General features: G+C 57.1%; 18 protein-coding genes and 1 pseudogene. 10 read left to right on the top strand and 9 right to left on the bottom strand.

Annotated features, from left to right (window positions below; translation table 11 throughout):
• Window position 1: 1 nt before the first annotated feature.
• Window positions 2-625: a ferritin-like fold-containing protein gene (locus RDL66_RS01760; protein ID WP_299296482.1), complete on the bottom strand. Its 624-nt coding sequence runs from the start codon at window positions 623-625 to the stop codon at window positions 2-4.
• Window positions 626-704: 79 nt separating this feature from the next.
• Between RDL66_RS01760 and RDL66_RS01755 the strand changes: the two genes are divergently transcribed.
• The 5 genes from RDL66_RS01755 (at window position 705) to RDL66_RS01735 (ending at window position 7739) form a co-directional block, all read left to right on the top strand.
• Window positions 705-2912 carry a cell wall-binding repeat-containing protein gene (locus RDL66_RS01755; protein ID WP_308534781.1) on the top strand — a complete coding sequence of 736 codons (2208 nt, stop codon included), beginning with the start codon at window positions 705-707 and terminating at the stop codon, window positions 2910-2912.
• Window positions 2913-3030: 118 nt separating this feature from the next.
• On the top strand, window positions 3031-4611 hold the full coding sequence (locus tag RDL66_RS01750; protein WP_308534779.1) for a DEAD/DEAH box helicase: 1581 nt from the start codon (window positions 3031-3033) through the stop codon (window positions 4609-4611).
• 12 nt (window positions 4612-4623) lie between these two features.
• Window positions 4624-5127: a transglycosylase gene (locus RDL66_RS01745; protein WP_308534777.1), complete on the top strand. Its 504-nt coding sequence runs from the start codon at window positions 4624-4626 to the stop codon at window positions 5125-5127.
• A gap of 114 nt (window positions 5128-5241) precedes the next feature.
• Window positions 5242-6756 (top strand): aminopeptidase P family protein, encoded by a 1515-nt coding sequence (locus tag RDL66_RS01740; RefSeq protein ID WP_299296476.1) that lies wholly within the window; start codon window positions 5242-5244, stop codon window positions 6754-6756.
• A 104-nt stretch (window positions 6757-6860) separates the two neighbouring features.
• A complete protein-coding gene (locus tag RDL66_RS01735; protein WP_308534774.1) occupies window positions 6861-7739 on the top strand; it encodes a PHP domain-containing protein in 879 nt (292 codons plus the stop codon).
• Here the strand turns inward: RDL66_RS01735 and RDL66_RS01730 are convergent.
• Window positions 7736-9874, bottom strand: coding sequence for an acyltransferase family protein (locus RDL66_RS01730; protein ID WP_308534772.1), 2139 nt, complete (start codon window positions 9872-9874; stop codon window positions 7736-7738). The genes RDL66_RS01735 and RDL66_RS01730 overlap by 4 nt on opposite strands.
• Before the next feature lie 90 nt (window positions 9875-9964).
• Here RDL66_RS01730 and RDL66_RS01725 point away from each other — a divergent pair, with 90 nt between their 5' ends.
• Window positions 9965-11101 (top strand): Mrp/NBP35 family ATP-binding protein, encoded by a 1137-nt coding sequence (locus RDL66_RS01725; protein ID WP_308534770.1) that lies wholly within the window; start codon window positions 9965-9967, stop codon window positions 11099-11101.
• A gap of 70 nt (window positions 11102-11171) precedes the next feature.
• On the opposite strand, the gene RDL66_RS01720 is transcribed toward RDL66_RS01725, so the two are convergent.
• The 4 genes from RDL66_RS01720 to RDL66_RS01705 form a co-directional block, all read right to left on the bottom strand.
• A complete protein-coding gene (locus tag RDL66_RS01720; protein WP_299296467.1) occupies window positions 11172-11831 on the bottom strand; it encodes an O-methyltransferase in 660 nt (219 codons plus the stop codon).
• Window positions 11831-11998: a DUF3117 domain-containing protein gene (locus tag RDL66_RS01715; protein ID WP_004008170.1), complete on the bottom strand. Its 168-nt coding sequence runs from the start codon at window positions 11996-11998 to the stop codon at window positions 11831-11833. The genes RDL66_RS01720 and RDL66_RS01715 overlap by 1 nt, the downstream gene beginning before the upstream one ends.
• 118 nt (window positions 11999-12116) lie before the next feature.
• Window positions 12117-12839: a TIGR00730 family Rossman fold protein gene (locus tag RDL66_RS01710; protein ID WP_299296464.1), complete on the bottom strand. Its 723-nt coding sequence runs from the start codon at window positions 12837-12839 to the stop codon at window positions 12117-12119.
• Window positions 12840-12921: 82 nt separating this feature from the next.
• Complete coding sequence (locus tag RDL66_RS01705) at window positions 12922-13998, bottom strand: sugar phosphate nucleotidyltransferase (RefSeq protein ID WP_308534764.1); 1077 nt, start codon at window positions 13996-13998, stop codon at window positions 12922-12924.
• A gap of 62 nt (window positions 13999-14060) precedes the next feature.
• Here RDL66_RS01705 and RDL66_RS01700 point away from each other — a divergent pair, with 62 nt between their 5' ends.
• The 4 genes from RDL66_RS01700 (at window position 14061) to RDL66_RS01685 (ending at window position 18404) form a co-directional block, all read left to right on the top strand.
• Window positions 14061-14651: a 2'-5' RNA ligase family protein gene (locus tag RDL66_RS01700; protein WP_308534762.1), complete on the top strand. Its 591-nt coding sequence runs from the start codon at window positions 14061-14063 to the stop codon at window positions 14649-14651.
• Window positions 14652-14660: 9 nt separating this feature from the next.
• On the top strand, window positions 14661-15818 hold the full coding sequence (locus RDL66_RS01695) for a YhjD/YihY/BrkB family envelope integrity protein (protein ID WP_308534869.1): 1158 nt from the start codon (window positions 14661-14663) through the stop codon (window positions 15816-15818).
• A 3-nt stretch (window positions 15819-15821) separates the two neighbouring features.
• Complete coding sequence (locus RDL66_RS01690; RefSeq protein WP_308534760.1) at window positions 15822-16706, top strand: exodeoxyribonuclease III; 885 nt, start codon at window positions 15822-15824, stop codon at window positions 16704-16706.
• Window positions 16707-16865: 159 nt separating this feature from the next.
• The gene (locus tag RDL66_RS01685; RefSeq protein WP_308534758.1) at window positions 16866-18404 is read left to right on the top strand and encodes a peptidase; all 1539 of its coding nucleotides are present in this window, start codon (window positions 16866-16868) and stop codon (window positions 18402-18404) included.
• 317 nt (window positions 18405-18721) lie between these two features.
• Here RDL66_RS01685 and RDL66_RS01680 read toward each other — a convergent pair whose 3' ends face one another.
• The 3 genes and pseudogenes from RDL66_RS01680 to RDL66_RS01670 form a co-directional block, all read right to left on the bottom strand.
• On the bottom strand, window positions 18722-19678 hold the full coding sequence (locus tag RDL66_RS01680) for a helix-turn-helix transcriptional regulator (protein ID WP_308534757.1): 957 nt from the start codon (window positions 19676-19678) through the stop codon (window positions 18722-18724).
• Window positions 19679-19787: 109 nt separating this feature from the next.
• Window positions 19788-21365, bottom strand: coding sequence for a YfcC family protein (locus RDL66_RS01675; RefSeq protein WP_308534756.1), 1578 nt, complete (start codon window positions 21363-21365; stop codon window positions 19788-19790).
• Window positions 21366-21806: 441 nt separating this feature from the next.
• A pseudogene (locus RDL66_RS01670) lies at window positions 21807-22112 on the bottom strand (carbamate kinase); the annotation flags it as partial.

Below are 22112 nucleotides of genomic sequence, written 5' to 3'. Positions count from 1 at the left end.
TCTAAAAAGCCAGCCCTAAGTCTTCCATCCTGCGGGAATGCTGCTTCTGTATCTCCTCGACCTTGTCGCTGGCCTCAACACCCTCGGGCAGGAGCAGCGGGTAGGTGTCCAGAATGGCTCTGACCCCGGCTACGGCCTCTCCCGCGACCCGCCGCCCCCACATGGACAGGCGAGACTCTACCGTCGGGTCAGCCGCGATTCCGTCACGCAGCCGCGCCCGCACCCACTGCGTCAGCCCAGCGGACCCGGAGACCCCCAGAATCTCAATCATGTCAGCCCCCACGAACTGGGCTGCCAAATCCTCCATATCCGCCAAAATTCCCACAAAAATGTAGCTCTTAACCATGCGTTCCCACCAGTCACGAGGGCGGGTGCGCAGCTCCATGTCGTCAAAGAAGCCCACGTAGGGTTGGGTCAAGTCTGCCAAATCTAAGCCCCGCCGGTTAGCAAACGCTTCCAAATCATCGATGGCGGTCACGAAGGAAACCCCCATCCGCGCCAACGCCAGCTGGTCAGCAAAATCAGTGGTCTGGGACACATCCCGTGCCAGCCTCGCATAGGCCGTAATTCGCGTGAAAGCCACCAAACCCAGCATATGCGCCGTGCGTTCTTCCGAAATTTCCATAGGTTCATTCTAAGCGCTGCGTTGCGGTAGAGAATGCGAAACTCAAGACATTGCCTGGAAAAGTTGTCAAAATGGGGGGGTGGGGATTTCTTTTTTTCCAAACTCGGAACCAGCCGGGACCGCCTCCCGTCACCGGTCGGCCTCCCGTCATCGGGCTGCCGCTCGCTTTTGGTCTGAAGGCCGGCTCTGGCGGCGAGCCGGCGTGACGCTGGCAGCCGTGGGCTTGGCCGCCACTGGGCTGATCGCAGGTAGCCCCGGAGCAAACTTTGCGCCCGGTCAGCTCGCCGCGGCACAGGCGGCACCGGGTAACAACGAGGCGGCGGCACGCGCCGAGTTTGAATCCTTGTGGGACTCAACAGACCAGGTCACCCCGTTTTCTTCGGGGACGGTCATTTCTTCGTGCACCCCCGGCACGGCGCAGCCCGAAGCCGTCCAAAAGATGCTTTCGACCTGGAACTATTTACGCTCTTTGAACGGTCTCACCCCGGTCAGCTTGCCCGCCAACTACGCTCCGCAAGGCCCGGCGCAAGCGGCAGCCCTCACCGCCGCGGCAGGACCGGTTGCTTCGCCAACCCCCGACTCTGTTCCGGGCGCGACGTGTCTGAACGAGGACGTGAAACTCGCCTCCCGGTCAGGGGTCATTGCCCGTTTGGACGGCATCGTCACCCCGGCCACGGAAATCTTGCGCTACATCACCGAAGCCTCCGCCACAAACATGAACGACAACCTGGGCCATCGTCTCCAGATGTTCTCACCCATCCAGGCAAACGCCGCTATCGGAGCCGTTTCCATCGGGACCTCCGGCCCTACCGCGACTTCCATCCAGCTTTTCGACACGACTTACCAGGCCGCGGGCCGGCCGGCCCACCCCAATTTTTGGAATTCCGCGAATCATCAGCCGCCGAGCATCGCGTGGCCGGCAGCGGGTTATTTCCCCTCGCGTATCCTGCCTACCGGTGCGGGCGAAAATGTGTCCCGCTGGTCTTACTCCGGGCAATGCGCCGACCTGCGGGCTGCCGAGGTCCACGTGACCGGCCCAGCAGGAGAGATTCCGCTGCAGGTCATTCGCCGTTCGCAACCGGGAGTCGACCCCAATCTGACACCGTGGGAATACGGCGGATATGACACGATTCTGTTTAAAGTTCCCCTGGATCAGCTGACTATCCCCGACTTTTACAACGTGTCTCGCTACACCGTCAGTATTTCTAACATCCGGACCGCCCCTAACTGCCAGCCGGTGCCGACCTCTACTAGCTACCAGATCAACCTATTCAACTCGGATTGGCCCGCCGACCCTAACGGCGACGCGGATAGTGACGGGATCCCGAACTCGCTGGATCCCCGCCCGCACATCCCTGACCTGCACACTAATCGGATTGGCGGGGCTAACCGATTCGAAACTTCCGCCGCCATCGCTAAGGCGTCAGACTCCCGTCCCGCGGTGGTCTACCTGGCTCGCTCCGATATTTTCGCCGATGCCCTGGTCGGCGGGGTTCTCAAGGACGGTCCGGTACTTTTGGTTCCACCCGATACGTCCTCGGTACCGCCCGTGATTACCGAAACTCTGCACGCTCTGGGGCCCACACAGGTCATAGCTTTAGGGGGAACCGGAGCGGTTTCGGATGCCCGTCTCTATGAACTCGCCGGGGGACGCAGCGCCCTGCGGATTGGCGGAGCCAACCGGGTCGATACTTCCGTGATGATTGCCCGCCGAGCCTTTTCTAAAGCAAATTCTCTCTACATTGCCAACGCCTACGGACCGGGCGGCAGTGTCTCACCGGACGCGCTGACCGGCGCCGCCTTGGGAGACGGGCCTATCGTCCTGGTCAACTCGTCCTCCCCCGCCATCGCCACCATTCGCCAACTGGCGACGGACCTGCAGGTGAGCCGGGTAGTTGCCCTAGGCGGGCCCGCGGCCGTGTCGGATGCGGTACTTCAAGGTGTAGCCAACGGCAAAGCGGCGACCCGTCTGGGAGGCCGGGATCGTTACGAAACATCGCGGGAAATTGCGTTGGAATCCGCACGTCTGCAGCCCTCAACCCACGCCTACCTGGCTCGCGGCGACGTGTTTGCCGACGCGGTTTCGGGAGGCCACCTGCGCAACGGGCCGATTTTGCTAATACCGCACGGATGCGCAGCCCTGAACCAGAACACGTTGCATACTTTGGCAAAACTCAACGCTTTCCAGGTAACTGCCCTGGGCGGGTACGGCGCAATCTGTGAAGAAACCTTACAGAGCGCGCTGCAGTGGCCAGACTACGTCAACCACAACGTCACCGAGTTCTAGGCGGTTGCCTGTAGTGGTGAACCAGGCAGGAAAAACACATCCCCCGGCCAGCGCGGTTTACAATGAAAGATGTACACAAACGACTTTTGAACACTGACAATGATAAGGAAGATACACATTGAGAAGCGAAGATACCTTGGAAACCGCGGGAACTGACCAGGAAGCTGCGGCGGACATCACCGGTATTAACGACTTGGAAGCGAACCAAGACAAAACTTTCGCCGATTTCGATGTGGAACCCGAAATCGTTGAGGCCCTGCAAGATCAAGGCATCATTCATCCGTTCCCGATTCAAGCCTTGACCCTGCCGGTCGCGTTGAACCGTCAGGACATTATCGGTCAGGCCAAGACCGGTACCGGCAAGACCCTCGGGTTTGCCATCCCGATTCTGCACGACATTATCGGGCCTGGCGACGAAGGCTGGGACGAGATTCCCGATCCGGGTGCCCCGCAAGCCCTGGTGGTCTTGCCGACCCGCGAACTGGCGAAACAAGTTGCGGCGGAAATCCGAGCCGCCGGCACCCACCGGGTAGCTCGGATCGTCGAGATTTACGGCGGGGTCGGTTTCGATTCCCAGGTCGACGCGCTGCACCAGGGAGTCGAGGTGGTGGTCGGCACTCCGGGACGTCTGATTGACCTGATGGAGCAAGGTACCTTGAAACTGGGGAGGGTCCGCACCCTGGTTTTGGATGAGGCTGACGAGATGCTGGACATGGGGTTCCTGCCTGATGTGGAAAAACTCATCGCCCAGGTTCCCACACACCGCCACACCATGCTGTTCTCGGCCACGATGCCGGGACCGGTAGTTGCTCTGGCGCGCCGTTACATGGATCAGCCCACACATATCCGTGCCGCCGACCCGGCTGACTCCTCACAGACCGTACGGCAGGTCAAACAGGTCGTGTACCGGGTACATTCCCTGAATAAGACGGAAGTCGTCGCTCGGATTTTGCAAGCTCAGGGGCGGGGTCTGACGATTATCTTTACCCGCACGAAGCGGACCTGCCAACGACTGGCCGACGATCTCTCTGACCGGGGTTTCGCCACCGGCGCCATCCACGGCGATTTGGGTCAGAATGCACGAGAGCGGGCCTTGCGGGCTTTCCGTCACGGCAAGGTGGACGTGCTTGTTGCTACTGATGTGGCGGCTCGAGGCATTGACGTGGATGACGTGACCCACGTGATTAACTATGAATGCCCCGAGGACGATAAGACCTATATTCACCGCATTGGGCGCACCGCTCGCGCCGGCAACAAGGGCAGTGCCATCACGTTTGTGGATTGGGAGGACCTGACGCGGTGGCGGGTCATTAACCGGGCGCTCGACTTGGATTTTGCCGAACCGAAAGAGACCTACCACACGTCCCCGCATCTCTATTCCGACCTGGACATTCCCGCTGACGCCACCGCAAACTTACCGCGGTCCCGCCGGGTTCGCGCCGGGTTGGAAGCCGAGGAGCTGGAGGATTTGGGCGGACGCGACCCCGGGCGTTCCGGGCAACGCCGCGGTGGGAAAGGTTCCGGTTCGGGACGCCGGAAATCTGAGAAGGGCCGTGGACCGCGCAAGAACGGCAAAAAGAAACACGACGTCAAAGACGGCGGGAAAACAGCAGAGCGCAGGGACGGTGCGGAACCGGCAAAGAAGGAACGCCAACGCAAACGCACTCGTCGTCACAAGTCCGATAAGGATAAAAAGTAAGGGAGCTCACTGATGATTGATCACCTCACCCCTTACGAAGGCGTTATTTTTGGCGCTTTAATCGGAATGGGCATCATCTCGATGCTCTCGGCCGAGGAAAACACCCAGACGGTGGGGGCCTGCCTGTTAGCGGCCGGTTTTTGGGGCGGGGTTATTGCGCTGGTGCGTGCCTTGGTGCATCGCGAGCCCGGGGGTCTGTATGTCATCTCCTTCGTGGCCGCGCTGATTGCCGGTTTGATGAAGTTCTTTGTGTTTTCTGACTTAGGCAAAGACGGCGGAAACCGGGTCATCTGGACTTTCATTATCGGCATCGGCATCGCCGGTTTAGTCGGCACGGCTTTGAACGCTTTGATTCGCAAGCCCCCGGAGGACCCGGAAGCGGCGGCGAAACAGGCCGCCCCGAAGCCCGACGAATCCGAGGAAGCCGCTCCCCTGCGCGGGATGGATGAAGCCCCGTCAGAGGCTGGCGCACCGACAGATGAAGTTCCCCCTGAGGACGCCCCGGACTTGCCCTAGACACCTAACACAACAGTCACCTGCCCGGCCTAGGACAGCTCGAGGACAGAGGTTTTGGTGGTGACAAACGGGAAAACGACCGCGTGTTAGTGCCGAGCGCGTAGACTTGAGGGCATGAGTGATCAAAAAGAATCCCGCGGTAAGAACCGCTCCCGTCAGCCCCAGTCCAAAGAGTTCAAAAAGTTTATTGGCGAAAACTGGGGTCCGCGTCCCACCGATGGCTATGAACGTTCCAGCGCCGCTCCCTACGCGCTGCAACGCCGCGTGAAGCTGGGGGAAAAGTTTAAGGGGGTGCGTCTGGTCGTTCCCGCCGGCTCCCTGGTGGTGCGCAACAATGACTGCGATTACCGGTTCCGGCCCCACTCCGCTTTTTCCCACCTGACCGGCTTGGGAACTGACCTGATTCCCGATGCTGTGCTGGTTTTGAACCCAGTGCGGGAAGGCGAATCCGGTGAAGGCGGGGGAACCCACACCGCCACAGTCTTTTTCCGCCCCCGCGCGTCGAGGGCTTCTGAAGAGTTTTACGCCGATTCGCGTTACGGCGAACTGTGGGTCGGGGTGCGTCCCTCGTTGGAGGAGTTCGAGCGGATGTGCGGGATTCCCTGTGCCCACTTGGAGACGCTGCCCGACCTTTTGGCTAAAGATGCTGGTCAGCTGCAGATTGCGATGATTTCTACCTCCGATACTCAGGCCGCAGCCGTGGTGAATCAGGTTCGTGAGCAAGCCGGGATTGACCCCGATGACGCCAAGAAGTTAGATGATTTGCTCGAGGAAGCGACTTCGGAACTGCGCCTGATTAAGGACGATTGGGAAATCGAAGAGATGCGCAAGGCTGTCGCCGCCACCAAAGAAGGCTTTGAAGAGGCGATTCGTTCTTTCCCAAGGGCGGTGAAGCATTTTCGCGGTGAGCGCGTGGTGGAAGGTGCGTTCGGGGCGCGGGCTCGGGAAGTCGGCAACGGCCTGGGCTATGACACCATTGCGGCTTCCGGGGAGCACGCTGCGACCCTGCACTGGATTAACAACGATGGCCAGGTGCGGGAGGGCGACCTCATCTTAATTGACGCCGGGGTGGAGCTCGATTCTCTGTACACCGCGGACATCACAAGGACCCTGCCCATCAATGGTCGTTTCAACGAGGTACAGCGCCGGGTTTATCAAGCGGTCTTGGATGCTGCCGACGCGGCTTTTGAACAGGCGAATCAGCCGGGATGTATTTTCTCCGATGTCCATAGCGCCGCTATGCGCGTCATCGCGCAGAGGCTCGACGAGTGGGGTCTGCTGCCGGTTTCCTGGGAGGAGTCGCTGCAGGAGGACGGTCAGTATCACCGCCGGTGGATGGTGCATGGCACTTCACACCACTTGGGCATTGATGTTCATGACTGTGCCCAGGCACGCCGCGAAATGTACAACGGGGCCAGGCTGGAACCCGGCATGATTTTCACGATTGAGCCCGGACTGTACTTCCGTAAGGACGACTTGGCGGTTCCCCCGGAATATCGGGGCATTTCCGTGCGTATCGAGGACGACATTCTGGTAGGACCGGGCGGCAAATGCGAGCGTATCTCGCAGCATATCCCCCGCACCGTAGCTGACGTGGAAGCCTGGATTGCCCGCGTGCAGGCGGAATAACGCCGCGGCTGTCCCGATTTCGGGCGGCTCCGGTTCTGACGCAGTAATCAAAATATTTCGAAACGTCACAGCCTGATCCGCCAGCGAATCATAAGGATGTGGATATGGCCTTGAAAATCGACCCCCACGTACATTCCGCGCTTTCCGATGGCACGGACTCTCCGCGTGATTTGCTAAAAAAGGCGCGCATTGCAGGCTTGGATGTAATCGGGGCGGTGGATCACGATACGTTCGAGCACTGGGAGCCGTTTCGCGCCGCCCATGCCGCTTTGACAGCCGAAGGGGCACGTCCGCCCGCCATTATTTTCGGTACGGAAATCTCCACAAGCGTGAACCGCTGCCCTGTTCACCTGCTGAATTACCTGCCAGATCCGCGCCGCGGCGCGGTGAGGGAAATTTTAAAGAACGCTCACCGCGACCGCCTGGAGAGGATGCGGCGCATGGTCGCAAAGATCAACCAGGATTATCCGCTGACGTGGTCAGATGTCCAGGCAGAGATTACCGGATTGACCCCGGGTCGTCCGCATATCGGCGACGCCCTGGTGCGGAAAGGCTATTTTCAGACCCGCTCTGAGGCATTCGAAAAGGTTCTCAATCCCGGCTCCCCCTATTACGTGTCGCGCCCGATTGTGGACAGTTTCGCCGTCCTCGAGGCTATCCTGGCTGATGGCGGGGTTCCCGTGCTGGCTCACCCGTTCTCGGTGACCCGCAGCAAACGGAGGCTGGACCCTGCCTTGGTGCGCAAATTTGCTCAGAACGGCCTGCGGGGCATCGAGGTCAACCACCGCGAACATGACGCTCCCGCCCGCCAACTGGCCGCGGATTTGGCGCGGGAACTCGACCTGTTTGTCTCTGGGGCTTCGGATTATCACGGGGCGGGTAAACCTAATCAGCTGGGGGAAAACACTATGCCCGAAGCCAGCCTGCGCCAGATTCTCGCCGCGGGCGCCAGCCCGCTTCTAGGCGAGCTGCCGCTGAGTTAGGAACGACCGGCCGGTTTGGTGGCGAACTGCTGCAGTGCGTCGTGGACGGTCGCGGCATAGATGTCCTGCCCGGCTGGACCGGGGTGGACTTCGTCGCTGGCTAACAGGTCCACGTGCCCAGCAATGGCGCTGTCCCAGCTGGCGACTTTCACCCGGTCAGGATGGGCGCCAGCCAGGGCATACATGGTTTGGTTCGAGATTTGGATCCACTCCTGGGAGGCCCGACCGTGACCGGTCACAAACACAAATTTTGTCTGGGGGAACTCGGCGAGCAGGGCTTCGCCGTCTCGCGCTCGAAACGTCGAATTCGTAGCGAGGGCAAACACTACGTAGGGGCGCAGCGTGCCTTGGGCTTGGCGAGCCCGCATGATGCCCACACCTGCCGCTGAACTGCGTGATACCGCCGCGTCTATGGTGGCACCGGGCAGCGTTTCGGCGAGCTTCGGCGCTGCGGCGAGGGTCACGGAGTCTCCGATAATGTCGACTTGGTCCCCGGTGATTGGCTTGCTATTTTCAGAAGGAGTGGTTGACGTGGTTGGCTTATTTTGGGGAGTTGGCACGGGTGGTTTCGTCTCCGCGCCAGTTTTCGGGGGGTGGCTGTCCCCCGGCTTTTCGTTATGAAGAAAGTTCGCTCCGGCTTCGACAAGTTCTTCGGCAGCGGTTTTTTCTGGAGCTATGGCGATAGAGATGACCAGCGGCAGCACCGCCACCACAGCCGCCATCCAAACCAGGGAGCGCCGCCACCACGGCACCCGCAGCCGGGAGGAAACCGCCGAGCTAACGGCCTTCTGCGGGCGCGGCGCAAACCAACGTTTCCAGGTGACGATTAAACCGTTGCGCCGCATGGGATTTTCTACATACTTGTAGCTCACAGATGCCGCCAAAATCGATACCACGGCAATAATCACCAGCGCCGCCCACTGCGGCAAATCCCGCCACAGGCTGTTGACCAGCATGAACACTGGCCAATGCCACAGGTAGAGGGAATAGGAGCGCACGCCTAGCCATTGCAGAGGAGGCCACGACAATAATTCGACCAGGACCTGACCCGGTCCGCTCACCCCGGCGACTTCCTCCAAACAAGCCTGCATAATCCCAATGGTCAGCACGCTAACCGCCAGCACGCCCCACGGATAGGTGAAGGGGTCGCTGTCACGAAGCATCAGGAAACTCACGAACACTCCGACCATGCCGACCCAAGCCGCCAAACCGCGCAACCGGGCTGTGGAACGGTCCAGGTAATGCGGCGTGTTTTCCAACGCTAGGGGGAACAGCAACGCCAAAGTCGCCCCCAGCATCAGCCCGAACGCGTGTGTGTCGGTGCCTTCGTAGATGCGGGTCAGGTTCCCGCCTCCAGCTTTCAGCACCGCCATTTCGCTCACGGAAGCCAGCGCCAGCACCGCAGGCACCAGCCACCGGTGCCGGGTGGGAATCAGGAAAGCCAACAGCAAAATCAGGGGCCACACCAGGTAAAACTGCTGCTCCACCGCCAGGGTCCACATATTGGCGAGGAACTGGGGGTTGGTTCGGTCAAAATAGGAGCCCCCTAAAGCCACGTTGACCCAGTTATAGGTGTAGGTCAGGGTTCCCAGGACTTGATACCAGATGCCCACCAGGAAATCTCGGTTCACCACGGATGCCAGCGGCACAGTCACCAAAACAGTCAAGGTTACGGCGGGAACTAGTCGCCGGAAGCGTCGCAGCCAAAACGCGGCGATGTTGATGCGCCCGGTGAGGCGCTGTTCACGCGCCAACAGGGCCGTAATCAGGAATCCCGACAGCACAAAAAATACGTCTACCCCCAGGAATCCCCCCGGCAGCCAGTTCGGAGCCACGTGGTAAACCAGCACCGCCAACGCTGCCAAAGCACGAATCCCGTCCAGGCCGCGCAGCTGGTAGCGCGGTATTTTCCGGTCTTTCGAAGCGGGGTCTGTAGGGAATGGCACAGTGTTGTGGGCCGGCGCGGGCGCGTCGCTCTGCAGAGCCGCGCGGGGCATCAGCTCGCTGGCTCCAGAGCCGGTAACGGGGGTTTCACCCGGTGTGGCTGGCTGCTGCGGGCGAGGTTTTTGCGGCGCAGGCGGCGAGACAGGGCGGGCACGTCCACTCGACCGAGCCTTGCCAAAACCGAAAACCACCGTACTCCCTCATGACCGCCGTGAATATAACAAGAGTTAAGCCTAACGCCCTAGTGTGAAAAAACCCAGCGCTGGCATTAGCATGAAGGTATGACATTACCCACTACAGATGAACTGATGAAAGCCCTGGAAAAGGTCATTGACCCTGAGATTCGCCGGTCAATCACCGATTTGGATATGGTCCAGGAACTGAAAATTGACGAATCGGGCCACGTTTTTGCCCGCATCGCCCTGACTATAGCGGGATGCCCCTTGCAGGCTCAGATTGAGCAAGACGCCAAGGCGCGCCTGGCGGAAGTTCCCGGCGTGACCTCTGTGGAAGTGGAAATGGGCGTCATGAGCCGCGAGGAACTCGACCGGGTGAAGGAAAAGCTGCTGGGGGCTCGGCCGGTTATTCCTTTTACTCAGCCGGACTCGCTGACCCGCGTTTATGCGATTACTTCTGGAAAAGGCGGGGTCGGCAAGTCCTCGGTCACCGCTAACCTGGCGGCCGCGATGGCGGATTCCGGACTGAAGGTAGCCGTGCTGGACTGCGATATTTACGGGTTCTCGATTCCGCGTATGCTCGGCCTAGATGAAGCGGCGCCCACCCCGGTGGGAGACATGATGATGCCGCCCACCGCCCACGGGGTGAAAGTTATTTCGATGGGTATGTTCGTTCCTGACGGACAGCCGGTGGTATGGCGCGGCCCGATGCTACACCGGGCTTTGGAACAGTTCCTGTCCGAGACTTTCTGGGGAGACTTGGACGTGCTGCTGCTCGACTTGCCCCCCGGCACCGGCGACGTAGCGATTTCGGTGGCACAGCTGCTGCCGAACTCGGAGATCATCGTCGTGACCACCCCGCAGCTGGCCGCGGCCGAAGTCGCCGAACGTGCCGGATCGATAGCTTCGGGTACGAATCAAAAGGTCGTGGGGGTGATCGAGAATATGAGTTACCTGACCGGGCCGGACGGTTCTCGTATCGAGGTCTTTGGGACGGGCGGCGGCGAACAAGTGGCCTCTCGGTTGTCTCAGATTCTGGGTTACGAAGTTCCGCTTTTGGCTCAGATTCCGCTGGAAGTCGCCTATCGGGAAGCCTCCGATGGCGGTGAGCCCCTGTCTATCAGCGAGGCCGCCAAGAACGGACAATCCGTCGCCGGGGCGGCTTTGCGTTCCGCTGCCACGACTTTGAGCCAGCGGGCGCGCAGCCTGAAGGGTCATCGTCTGAACGTCACCGTAAAATAGCTCCCCGCACCCCTACGGTTCGCGGGAAAATATAGCTTTTCTACCCGACGGTGCGGCGGATGAAATGTTCCTAGCGGTTCTTGATTGCCACCAGTAGCCCGTCGCCGACCGGCAGCAGGTTCTCAGTCCATTCTGGGGATTCCTGAATGTAGCGCAAGACCTCGCGCATCGCCACGGTGTCGGGCTCACGCCGGGCGGGGTCAGCCACCGAATCATTCCACATGGCGTGGACCAGAACCAGTAGCCCTCCTGGGCGCAGAGCCGGGTTTAACAGTTCGACATAGGCTTGGGCTTCGCCAGGGTCCCCGTCCACCACGGCCATGTCGTAGGCTCCCCGGCTGAGGCGCGTCAGGACTTGCAGGGCACGTCCCGTAATCATGCGCACCCGCGTGAGCGAGATACCCGCTCCCGTCAGGATTTCCTTGGCGACCGCGTGTAGCTTTGGCTCGACATCAATGGTGGTCAAGACCCCGTCCGCGGGCATTCCGGCCAGCGTCCACAGGGAGGACACTCCGGTTCCGGTACCGATTTCCAGTGCGGAACGAGCTCCGGAAGCCCCGGCCAACATCCGCAGCGCCGCCCCCACTCCGGGGGAAACCGGCACGGAACCGAGTTCCCGACCCCGCTGCCTGGCGATGGCGATAGTTTCGGACTCCGGTAAAAATTCTTCCGCATAGGACCAGCTAGCGGTCTTATCTATGGAAATTTTAGATTCGTTGAAACGCGGCACTATTTCAAAAACTTCTCTAGTTCCTTAGCTAAGGTAGCGACTTCCTCATCGTTGAGTTCAATCACCAGACGACCGCCCCCATCAGCAGGAATACGCATCACGTTACAGCGCGGTTCTTTAGTGACTTCCAGGGGTCCGTCCCCGGTGCGGGGTTTCATGGCTGCCATTTGTCCCTCTTTTCGAAAACGGCTTTACCCCTCTATTATACGGGAAGTTCCGGCTTTGATAAGGAATTCCTATTTTATCCAAGTATCACTGGGCACCGGGACGGGAAATCAGCTTTCATTAAAGCGTCTTTGGCAGGGTGTTCTCTACCACATAGAGAGCTTCCTCGGCGGTATCTACCACCTGAATGATGGAGGCATCCGCAGAGCTAACCATACCTTCCTCAACCAGGCGCTTGCGCACCCACTTCATCAGTCCGTCCCAATATTCGTGCCCGACCAACACTATGGGATATTGCTGAATTTTGCTGGTTTGACGCAGCGTGACGCATTCAAAAAGTTCGTCCAAAGTACCGAAACCGCCCGGCAGAGCCACGAAGGCTTGGGCATATTTCACAAACATGGTCTTGCGCACAAAGAAGTAGCGAAAGTCAATCCCCAAATCAACGTACTCGTTGATTCCTTGCTCATGGGGCAGCTCAATGCCCAGGCCGATGGTCAGTCCATCGTTACGGCGGGCTCCTTTGCTGACGGCCTCCATCAGCCCCGGACCGCCGCCGGTGATGATGGAGAACCCGGCTTGGGCAAAAACTTTGCCGATTTCCTCGCCCAGGCGATAGTACATCGTGCCGGGTTCGACCCGCGCGGAACCGAACACGGTGATGGCTTTACCGATATCCGCTAGAGACTCGAAACCGTCGACGAACTCCCCCATGATTCGCAGGACTCGCCAAGGGTCCTCTTCGGTCCACTTCGGATCGACTTTCGAGCGCAGCAGGGCCTGATCCGCCAGTTCCTGGTGCAGCACCCCGCCCCGGGGACGCCGGTTAAAAAAAGTCTTCATGAGTAAATCCTTGTTTCGGTTCTTTCACCCGTGGCCTCCGGCCCTGGCTTTTCTGCCGATTTTTCCTTGCTTGGCAACCGTATCACCAATTATCAGCAGCGTTGGAAGCAACTTTAACGTTTTGAGCAAACTCTCGGGTTGTCACCAGCAGCTGACCTGCGGATTCCACCACCACCGCGCCGGGGATGCCGATTATCGCGACGCCTCTAAGGTTTTCCGCCCTCACTAGGGCGGCAGGAGCGGCATCTGTATAGACCGGGATTTCCGGGCTCAGATTCGCCAGTTCAGAGGCGTTGCTGACGACGTGGCGCACCGCTTCCCAGTCCCCCACATCTGACCATCCCAAGTCCGGTCGGGCCGGCACCACCGCAACTTGCCCCTCTTGTGCTAACGGTTCAGCCAAAACGGTATCAATCGGCGCCGCGACGACACCCTCCCACAGCGCGGTTTTCGCGTCCGGACTCAACGTTTCCCATCCCGCAGCCAGTTTTCGCACCGCCGTGCCTGACCCCGGCACTCGCGCCTCCATGGCATCGAGCAAGACGTCACTGCGCACCACAAACATACCCGCGTTCCACAGGTAGTTACCGGTTGCCAGCCAAGTGCTGGCGGTGGCCGCATCCGGTTTTTCCGTAAATGACTGCGCCCGATGTACCCCGCTAAGCTCTCCGTCCAAGGCAGGGCCCACCTCGATATAACCAAACCCGGTCGCCGGTTCGGTCGGCGCAATCCCGATGGTCGTGAGCCATCCGGCGGCGGCAGTCGGGACAGCCTGGGCCAGGGCTTCAGAAAACGCGGCGGGGTTTGCGATGAGATGATCCGCCGCAAAAGACCCGACCACGCAGGTCCCGTCACGTTGCTCTATCAGGGCGGCCCCCAGGGCTATGGCCGCCATCGAATCTCGCGGACTAGGTTCCGCCACGCAACGCACCGGAACCGACAAACCTAGGGCGCTGACTTGTGCGTCTAAAGCCTCGCGGTGGGGCGCGCCGGTTACGAAAGTCAGGGACTGGCAGAGTGGCGCTAAACGTGCCGCGGTTTGTTGCACCAGGCTTTGCGTCCCGTTGATGTTGAGCAGGAACTTTGGTTTTTCCGCCGTCGACCAGGGCCACAGCCGCCGCCCGTACCCCCCAGCAGGCACTATCGCATGAATTTCCACGACACAAATTCTACCGGAGGCTAGGCGTGAGTTTTTACGTTGAACAGAGTAGGCTTTACCCCGTGTATTTACCTCCTCGTAAAGAAGGCCAGGTTTATTTGGGCATGATTATTCCCGTGCCCGAACCCTATGCTGGCGAGCTGCAAAAAGTCACGAAAACTGACGGTGTACCCCCGCACGTTACCATTGTGGAACCGCGTGCGGTGGACCGCGAACAGGTCCCGGACATCCAGGCTCAGGCTGCCGAAATCTGCCGGTCCTTTTCACCGTTCGTCATTAGTTTCGGCAACATCGGAGATTTTCGGCCCGTGTCCCCGGTCGTCTATATCGAGGTGCAGCGCGGGCACGAGGCCTGCAAAGAACTGGCAAAACGGCTCAGCTTCGGACCCCTAGATACTGAATCACGCTTCCCCTACTATCCGCACATTACTTTGGGGACGAACGTCACCAATGAGGACCTGGATCGGGTCGCGGCTCTGTCGAAACGTTCGCACGGCTTTTTCATGGTTGACGGCGTTGACTGTTCCCTGCTCGAGCCGAACCATGTCGAACAGTTGGCTATCCTCCAGCTGGGGTCGGGGGTGCCCGAAAGCGTCACCGGGGAAATACCCGAAATTTTCGCCCACCCTCAGTTGCACACTCGAAAATACTGAGGCCCCGTGATGAAACAACCTGATTCCCAGCCAGCCGAGCCCGCCAAACCCGCGGGGGTGGTGGAACTCAGCAAGGCTTTCCTGGAGTGGCTCAACACCACGCGATTTATGCGGGCTTACCTGCGTTATCAAAACGCCTCCTCGAACCTCTTGGCTGGCGGCATCGCCTATACCGCCCTGTTTTCTATGGCGGGGATAGTGACCTTGATTATCATGACCGCACAAGTCATGATTTATGCTTTCCCCATGACCAGTCACACGATTTTCCAGGACGTCAATCAATGGATTCCCGGAGCTATCCAGGTCGATGGGCAGCCGGGTCTGATTGACCCCGCCGCGATTGCGACTCCCAGCTTTACCTGGGGAACTTTGGTGGTTTTGGTTGTGTCCATCATGGCGGGAATCCGGGTCGTCGCGGCTTTGCGTGTCAGCATTGAAACGGTATTCGGACTGCCGCAACGCCCCGGGGCGGGATGGAAAAACGCGCTGCGAGACGTGTGTATGTTTCTGGTTTTGTTCCTCAGCGGAATTTTGGCTTCGGTTTTGGGTTCGGGTTCCATCGTTGCGGTGCGTGCTTTGCACAGTCAGCTGCCGCTGGCTCTGCCGGTTCCTCCCGGGCTGATTAATGTCGGAGCTTTCGTCCTGACCAGTATCTTGGCAACTTTGATTCTGGCTTTCACGCTGCGCTACCTGGCTTTGGTGCGGGCTCCGCGTCGCGATCTGTGGATTGGGACGGGAGCGTTGGGATTTTTGTCCACGGCTCTGCAGATGTCAGGAGCCTATCTGGCCTCCAGCGTACCCCCCGCCTACGCCCCGTTTACTCTAATTTTGACGATTATCTTGTGGGTTAACGTATTGGGTCGCCTGTTCCTGTATATGTCGTGCTGGATCGCGAACCCCCCGGCGGCTCCGGCGCCGGTGAGGGACTTTCCGCATTTTTCAGAGCGTCCGAACTTTGTGACCGTTTCGGCTCCCGCTAGTTTGTCCTGGCCCCACGATCCACTTTCCGGCCGGATTTGGTCCCCCGCCCAGGAAGAAGCCGCTTGGCGGCTGTCTCAGCAGGTCATTTGGAGCAGCCGGGACCGCCGGGAAACCGCGGCTGGTAAACGTCTGTCGGGACATCCGGTGGCTCCCAGCGCTGCGTCTCGGAAACAGAATCGGAGGTAACTCATGAAAGTGACCACTGTCAATGTCAACGGCGTTCGGGCGGCGTTCCGCAAAGGGTTTGGGGACTGGCTGGACAATGACGACTCGGATTTATTGTGCCTGCAAGAGGTGCGGGCCACCCCGCAAGATACCCATGACTTGTTCGGTCCGGCTTGGGACGTGCACGTGTGGCCCTGCCGAGTGAAAGGCCGCGCCGGGGTGGCGCTGGGGGCTCGGCGCGATTCCGGCTGGGAGATTGGTCAGGTTACCGAGGGACTGCCTCCGGAGTGTTATGCAGAGATTGGCGGGGAACCGGACGTGGATTCCGGGCGCTGGCTGGAGGCCACTATTCACGGACCCCACGGAGCGACGTTTACCCTGGTCAGCGCTTATCTGCATTCCGGAGAGCTGCACACGGAAAAGCAGGAACAAAAGCTGGCTTACCTCGATCGAGTGGGCAAACGCGTGGACCAGTTGGGCGCGCGCGCTGTGGCGGGTGCGGGCTCTGATGCTCCGCAAGAGGCCCTGATTTGCGGGGATTTCAACATTGTGCGCACCGCCCGCGACATTAAGAACTGGAAGCCTAATCACAATAAGACTTCCGGAGTTATGGACGAAGAGATTGCGTTCCTGGACGCATGGATGGCCGACACACTGTCTGGGAGTGACGGGGTGCCTTGCGTAGACGTAGGACGAGCCTTGGCAGGAGAAGTGGACGGCCCCTACACTTGGTGGTCGTGGCGCGGTAAGGCCTATGACAACAACGCCGGCTGGCGCCTGGATTACCACATGGCTACCCCCGTACTGGCGGGGAAAGCCCTATCGGCCGCGGTGTATCGCGCACCGGCTTACGATGCCCGTTTCACGGATCATGCTCCCCTCACGGTAGCCTACGATTTCCCCGAGTAAACCCGTATATTCAGCTGTTTTTAAGAAATGTCCGGTCAATTCTTAGAAATTCCTAAAAATGTGGGAAAACTGACGATATAATAATAGAACGTGGTGTGAATTATCTGGGAAATGTCTGAAAACGTCCAGGTGAACTAAGAAAAAGGAAATACAACAAATATGAAAACTACTCACTATGACCCCCGGTTATTGACTCGTTTCACCAACCGTGCTCTGGTTATCGGTTCCTCAGCCGCTTTGACTCTGGGACTGGGCATGACCGGTTTCGTCCCGGCTGCTTTCGCAACCGAAACCCCCACTCCCGAGGCTCCCTCCCAGGAATCCCCTGCTGAATTAACCCCGGTTACCGACCCGGCTCCCAGCGATGCTGATGCTCAAAATCAACCGGTTACCGACCCGGCCGCAAACGACCCGGCCGCCTCTGCGATTCTGGCAGCTCCGGTTCAGGCTCCACCTGCTCCGGCCGAGTCGGCAGTTCCGGCAGTTCCGAGCGGCTCCAACTTCGCACACCCAGAAGAGGTCAAAACCGTTGAGGACAGTGAAATTCATCGTACTTGGTGGTTAACCAATCCTATTGATAGTATGAAAGGCGATGCCCTGGTTAAACGCACAGCGGACGGGGAATACGATACCCAGAACGACAAAATCTTTCCAGTACACTCCGGGGACACCCTGGATATTAAAAGCAATCTGGATGTCAGCGTGGGATATAGAGAAATGAAGGAATTTCAGGAAAGAGTTATAAGCGTAATAAAAGAGGACAGTGTGATTCGTCATTTTGGGATAACACCCAATGCCAATAATTTTACATACGATAAAGCTTATTCCGTCATCGAGACTTTCATTTCGGTTCCAGAGTACCTGGAGATGCCCGATGACCCAAAGTCTTACACACTGGAAACCCACAACGGAGACAATCCGCTGTACCGGATTACCAGTGTGTTGCGTTCGGCAAAACGGCTGGCTATAACTTTGACACTTAATGAGTCGTACGAAAAAGGAAATTGGGAACAAGGCTCATACTCGCCCCTGAGGGACAGCTTTGCTGCGTACGTGAACAAGCCGCTCAGCTTGGTTATCTCTGGGGTTAAGGTTAAGGACAACATTCCCCCCAAGGGAGCCCCTGCCAAGCTGATATTCGAGACCAAAGGATACCTGGATCTCCGGAGTCCTAGTAGCATCAACGCGAAGGAATTTAATGCTATGCGTAATTTCTCGCGACTCTTCATACATTGGTCTGCCGATCAAGACCCTGAAGGCTTGGATTCCGAACCCATATATAAACACATTATTTCCTTGACTATGGACATCAAGCCGAAACCGACTCCGGCAGACCCTGTGGTTCCGAATCCGAATCAGCCAGTCATCCCGGATACGCCGAGTGTCGTCCCCGGTCCCGTTCCGGGAGGGACTGTGGTTCCTCCCAGCGAGCCCGTGCCTCCGGTAGCGGGTGTTACTACCACCCCGGCAGCTCCCGAACCCCCCGTCGCGGGTGTTACTACCACCCCGGCAGCTCCCGAGCCCCCGGTCGCGCGCGTCTTTACCCCGGCAGCTCCCCGAATTCCGGTGGCACAAGGGCCGGATAAGGCTTTGGCAGCTACCGGTTCGTCAGCCGAAACGCTGGCTGGCGGAGCTATGATTGTGTTCCTCGCCGGCGGAGCCATGATGGTTGCGTCTCGCCGCCGGGCTCGCCGCTAACAGCTGACGTCACTTCCCGAGGAAAACGCCTCGGATTTCACACCCAGCACCCAAGCAGGCAGAATCATAACCTAACAGTGTGTTGGTCGAGGTAAACCTCGACCAACACACTTAATTATTGTAAATTTAGTGACACCTAGAGTCGCTAGTCTCTACAGGAAAATAACAAATAAATGGGCAAGAACATGGATACCCACACTTGGATACATTATCTATCATGTTTTTTCAACGCTGTCGCCAAGCAAATAACTAAACAAGAGGATGCCAGTTACACGATTAAACGATAAACGATGTAAATCCCACCATGAAATATCTGGCTACATAGAATGCCAAAAATCTGAAATAACTTCGTTTCGACTGGTTTTCCCGGTCTTTTTCAAAATGTTGTGAACATGGACTTTCACAGTAGTGAGCTCTATAAACATAGCCTCAGCAATCTGACGATTGGTTTGCCCTTGTACCATCCTCAACAAGACCTTGTTTTCAGTAGGTGAGAGTTTATATTTGCGGGTAAATATGGCAGCTTCATTAGCAATGATATCTTCATCGGAAGCCCTCTCCCGAGAAGGAGGCTCGTTGATATGCAGTCTTAGTATTCCCACTCCTCTAAAAGAGATATACCAGGAAATAAAGAGAATAAAGAAGTTCTCGATAAAGTTACGCTCCGGAAGGAATGGTTCTTCCACCGATGAAAGAGAAGGAAGAATTATCATAAAGTAGATATTCCAAAGAACGGTTCCAATACACAGTATCCCAGAGACTATAAATAGAATCAAATGCTTCTTAAGTAAAAAACGTTTAATGGTATCTTTACAAACAAAATAATAGATGATGAGGAAGCATAACAATGACATGAACCCTACAGCCCTCATTGAGAAAAATATAAATTCCCTCCACATTCGTTCTGGTTCTGCTACTAAAATGATCACACTGAGTGCCACGAATAAAAGCGCCGGGATTGCAATCCAAATTGGCCGCAAACTTAGATACATAAATGCGGTGTACCACAGGAGGCATATCAGTGCACAACCTAGCATGATGGACTCAGGAGGGCTGGAAATTACAAAAATATCCACGAATCTCCCGGAGGGATTTTCTTCTGCCATGTAGGGTCTGAACATCAATGCGACATCGAAAAAATAAACAACACTGAAAATTGATGCACCGAGATAGGTTTTCCGCCTCGAGACTGTGTAGGCAGAAAAAGAAATTGCTCCCGCAAAAATGGAAAGCATCATCACTCCCTGAGTCAAGTAAAACAACCACGTACTCATGAGAGCTCCTCACCCTAGCAAAGCATCCCTCTATTTTACCAACAAGTTGCCTACTGCTGCGCCTTGACTGACGCAGCAGTAGGCAACCTGAACAAAGGACTTCTTGGGTCTAATGGGCGTAAATCAGCGTTTGGGCGACAAGCATTCCGCCGCCAAATACCAAGACGAACACCACCATAGGCCAAACAAACTTCAACCAATGGCTGTACTTCATGTCAAGCATCTGCAAAGTAGCCATCACCAGGCCAGTAGGTGCTAAGTACAACATAGCGTACTGACCCCACTGGTAAGCGCAGACGATGATCCAACGCGGAATACCAACTGAATCAGCTAACGGTGCCATAATCGGCATGGACAGCACCGCCAAGCCAGAGGAGGACGGTACTACGAAGCCAAGGACAAAGAAGATGAACATCATGATGATTATGAACAGCGGACCACTCATTCCCGAAACCAACTTCGTTGCACCATACAGAATGGTGTCTGAAATGTAGCCCTCTTTCAAAATCGAGTTAATGCCACGAGCCAGTCCAATAATTAAAGACACCGCAACGAGCGAAGAAGCCCCGTTCGAGAAGGCATCCACGAGTTGTTTTTCGGTGAGGCGGGCCTTACCAAACAGTGACAATATCATTATCGCAATCGTAATAGTCAAGAAAGACGCAGCCATCAATGGGAAGTACCAACCCCGAGCCATGACACCCCAGACCATAATCGGGAAACCTGCAAAAAACAAGACCAGGATAATTTTGCGCTTCCAGTTGAAGGGAACATCTTCCTGGCTCATCATGCCCCACTGCTTTTCATAGGAATCCCGGTCTTCATAGGTGTAAGAGAACTCGGGATTTGCCTTGATTTTTTTGGCGTACCAATACAGGTAACCTATGACTACTGCTGCCCCTACTACACAACTTACCGCGCGCCACCAGATGCCCTCGGTAAACTGAATGCCTGCAGCATTAGACGCAATCACAACAGAGAATGGGTTGACGGTTGACATCGTAGTCCCCATAGAACCAGCAAGGAAGATAGCCCCTACTGCGATAATAGAGTCGTATCCCATCGCGATAAAGATAGGACACATGATTGGATAAAAGGCCACAGCTTCTTCTTCAAGACCACACAGAGTGCCTCCAACTATCATGAACAGAGACATCGCGAATACGAGAGCAAACTCGTGTCCTTTGGTTTTCTTAGTCAAGGCCATCAGACCAGACTCGAAAGAGCCGGTAGCCCGAACCACACCTATGAGACCTCCAAGGACAAAAATGAACACCATGATGTCCACTGCCTCCATAGTGCCATTCACCATGGCCTGCGGAATTTTTTCAAGACCAGCAGGATTAGACTCGAGTCTTTCGTAAGTGCCAGGAATAGAAATCGGTTTTCCAATTGCTCCGTTGGCAAACTGTGCGTACTTGATGTCTACCCCGAGTTTGTCCAGGGCCTCTTGATTGCCGGGAACAGTACTGACTTCCCCTTGTGGACTTGTGATTGAGAAAGCTTGAGTCTCCTTATCATAGGCCAGTTTCGAGTACTGACCTGCTGGTACGAACCAAGTCGCAAACACCGCAATAATGGTGAGAAAGAATAGGATTGTGAACGCGGTGGGCACGTTCAAACGAAAGCCTTTTTTCGGTTTTTGCCCAGTTTCGCTCGCAGTTTTTCCGTCGGTAACTACAGACATACTGCATCCTCCTTGTAGTTTTGTTGTGAAGTTTGGTACCGTCTCAAAATTAGAGAGGACCGAGTAGCATCTTTGCTAGAGAAAAGTTTGCCAATCCGATTTAGGTTTGTAAACGAACTTACACCGCTCTCTAAGGATGATTCGTGTTTATTTCTGGGCAACCAACACGTACACCCACTCTTAACCTAGTTTGAACAGGTATCTTACATGTGTTCTAGACAGACTGTTTGCGAAGAGAAATACCGTCACTTCACTCGATTGATAGTAGCCTTCCGCCGTAAAGGTGGAGTCCGGGAGCATCGTACGTGCGAATCCCAGGGAAGGATCTTTATCGTCCTCGCCTTGGGTCGTACAAAAATAAGCTGGTGGGGAAGGAACTAAGTTCCTCCCCCACCACTGGCGGTATCAGGTGACAGGCTACTTTGGTAGTTTGCTTGGAAACTAGACCTCGATGTTTCCACCGCTAGTCATGCACATTTTCTTGTAGCTGCGCTGGTTGATGTCATCGGGACCACCATAATTACCGCCTGGGGTAATGATGGTGCCGGATTCGCCCGCGATAATCTTTTGAGCATCACTGAGTTGCCCAATCGCGGCGACATCGCCGGTCAGTTCCACGAAACGGCAGGCTGCCTCCACCTTCGGCCCCATAGAGCCGGCGGGGAAACCGCCCGCGCGCATGGCAGCGGGACTGGCGCGATGAATTTCCTTCTGTTCGGGAGTACCAAAATTCTCCATCACAGCGGG

It is taken from the genome of uncultured Mobiluncus sp., from assembly GCF_902488535.1.
Taxonomy (GTDB): Bacteria; Actinomycetota; Actinomycetes; order Actinomycetales; family Actinomycetaceae; genus Mobiluncus.
This window is presented reverse-complemented; position numbering and strand designations above follow the sequence as displayed.

Coding starts and splice junctions, on each gene's coding strand:
- RDL66_RS01760 (WP_299296482.1), bottom strand. CDS start 625: ATGGAAATTTCGGAAGAACGCACGGCGCATATGCTGGGTTTGGTGGCT.
- RDL66_RS01745 (WP_308534777.1), top strand. CDS start 4,624: ATGATTGATCACCTCACCCCTTACGAAGGCGTTATTTTTGGCGCTTTA.
- RDL66_RS01740 (WP_299296476.1), top strand. CDS start 5,242: ATGAGTGATCAAAAAGAATCCCGCGGTAAGAACCGCTCCCGTCAGCCC.
- RDL66_RS01735 (WP_308534774.1), top strand. CDS start 6,861: ATGGCCTTGAAAATCGACCCCCACGTACATTCCGCGCTTTCCGATGGC.
- RDL66_RS01725 (WP_308534770.1), top strand. CDS start 9,965: ATGACATTACCCACTACAGATGAACTGATGAAAGCCCTGGAAAAGGTC.
- RDL66_RS01715 (WP_004008170.1), bottom strand. CDS start 11,998: ATGGCAGCCATGAAACCCCGCACCGGGGACGGACCCCTGGAAGTCACT.
- RDL66_RS01710 (WP_299296464.1), bottom strand. CDS start 12,839: ATGAAGACTTTTTTTAACCGGCGTCCCCGGGGCGGGGTGCTGCACCAG.
- RDL66_RS01695 (WP_308534869.1), top strand. CDS start 14,661: ATGAAACAACCTGATTCCCAGCCAGCCGAGCCCGCCAAACCCGCGGGG.
- RDL66_RS01690 (WP_308534760.1), top strand. CDS start 15,822: ATGAAAGTGACCACTGTCAATGTCAACGGCGTTCGGGCGGCGTTCCGC.
- RDL66_RS01685 (WP_308534758.1), top strand. CDS start 16,866: ATGAAAACTACTCACTATGACCCCCGGTTATTGACTCGTTTCACCAAC.
- RDL66_RS01680 (WP_308534757.1), bottom strand. CDS start 19,678: ATGAGTACGTGGTTGTTTTACTTGACTCAGGGAGTGATGATGCTTTCC.
- RDL66_RS01675 (WP_308534756.1), bottom strand. CDS start 21,365: ATGTCTGTAGTTACCGACGGAAAAACTGCGAGCGAAACTGGGCAAAAA.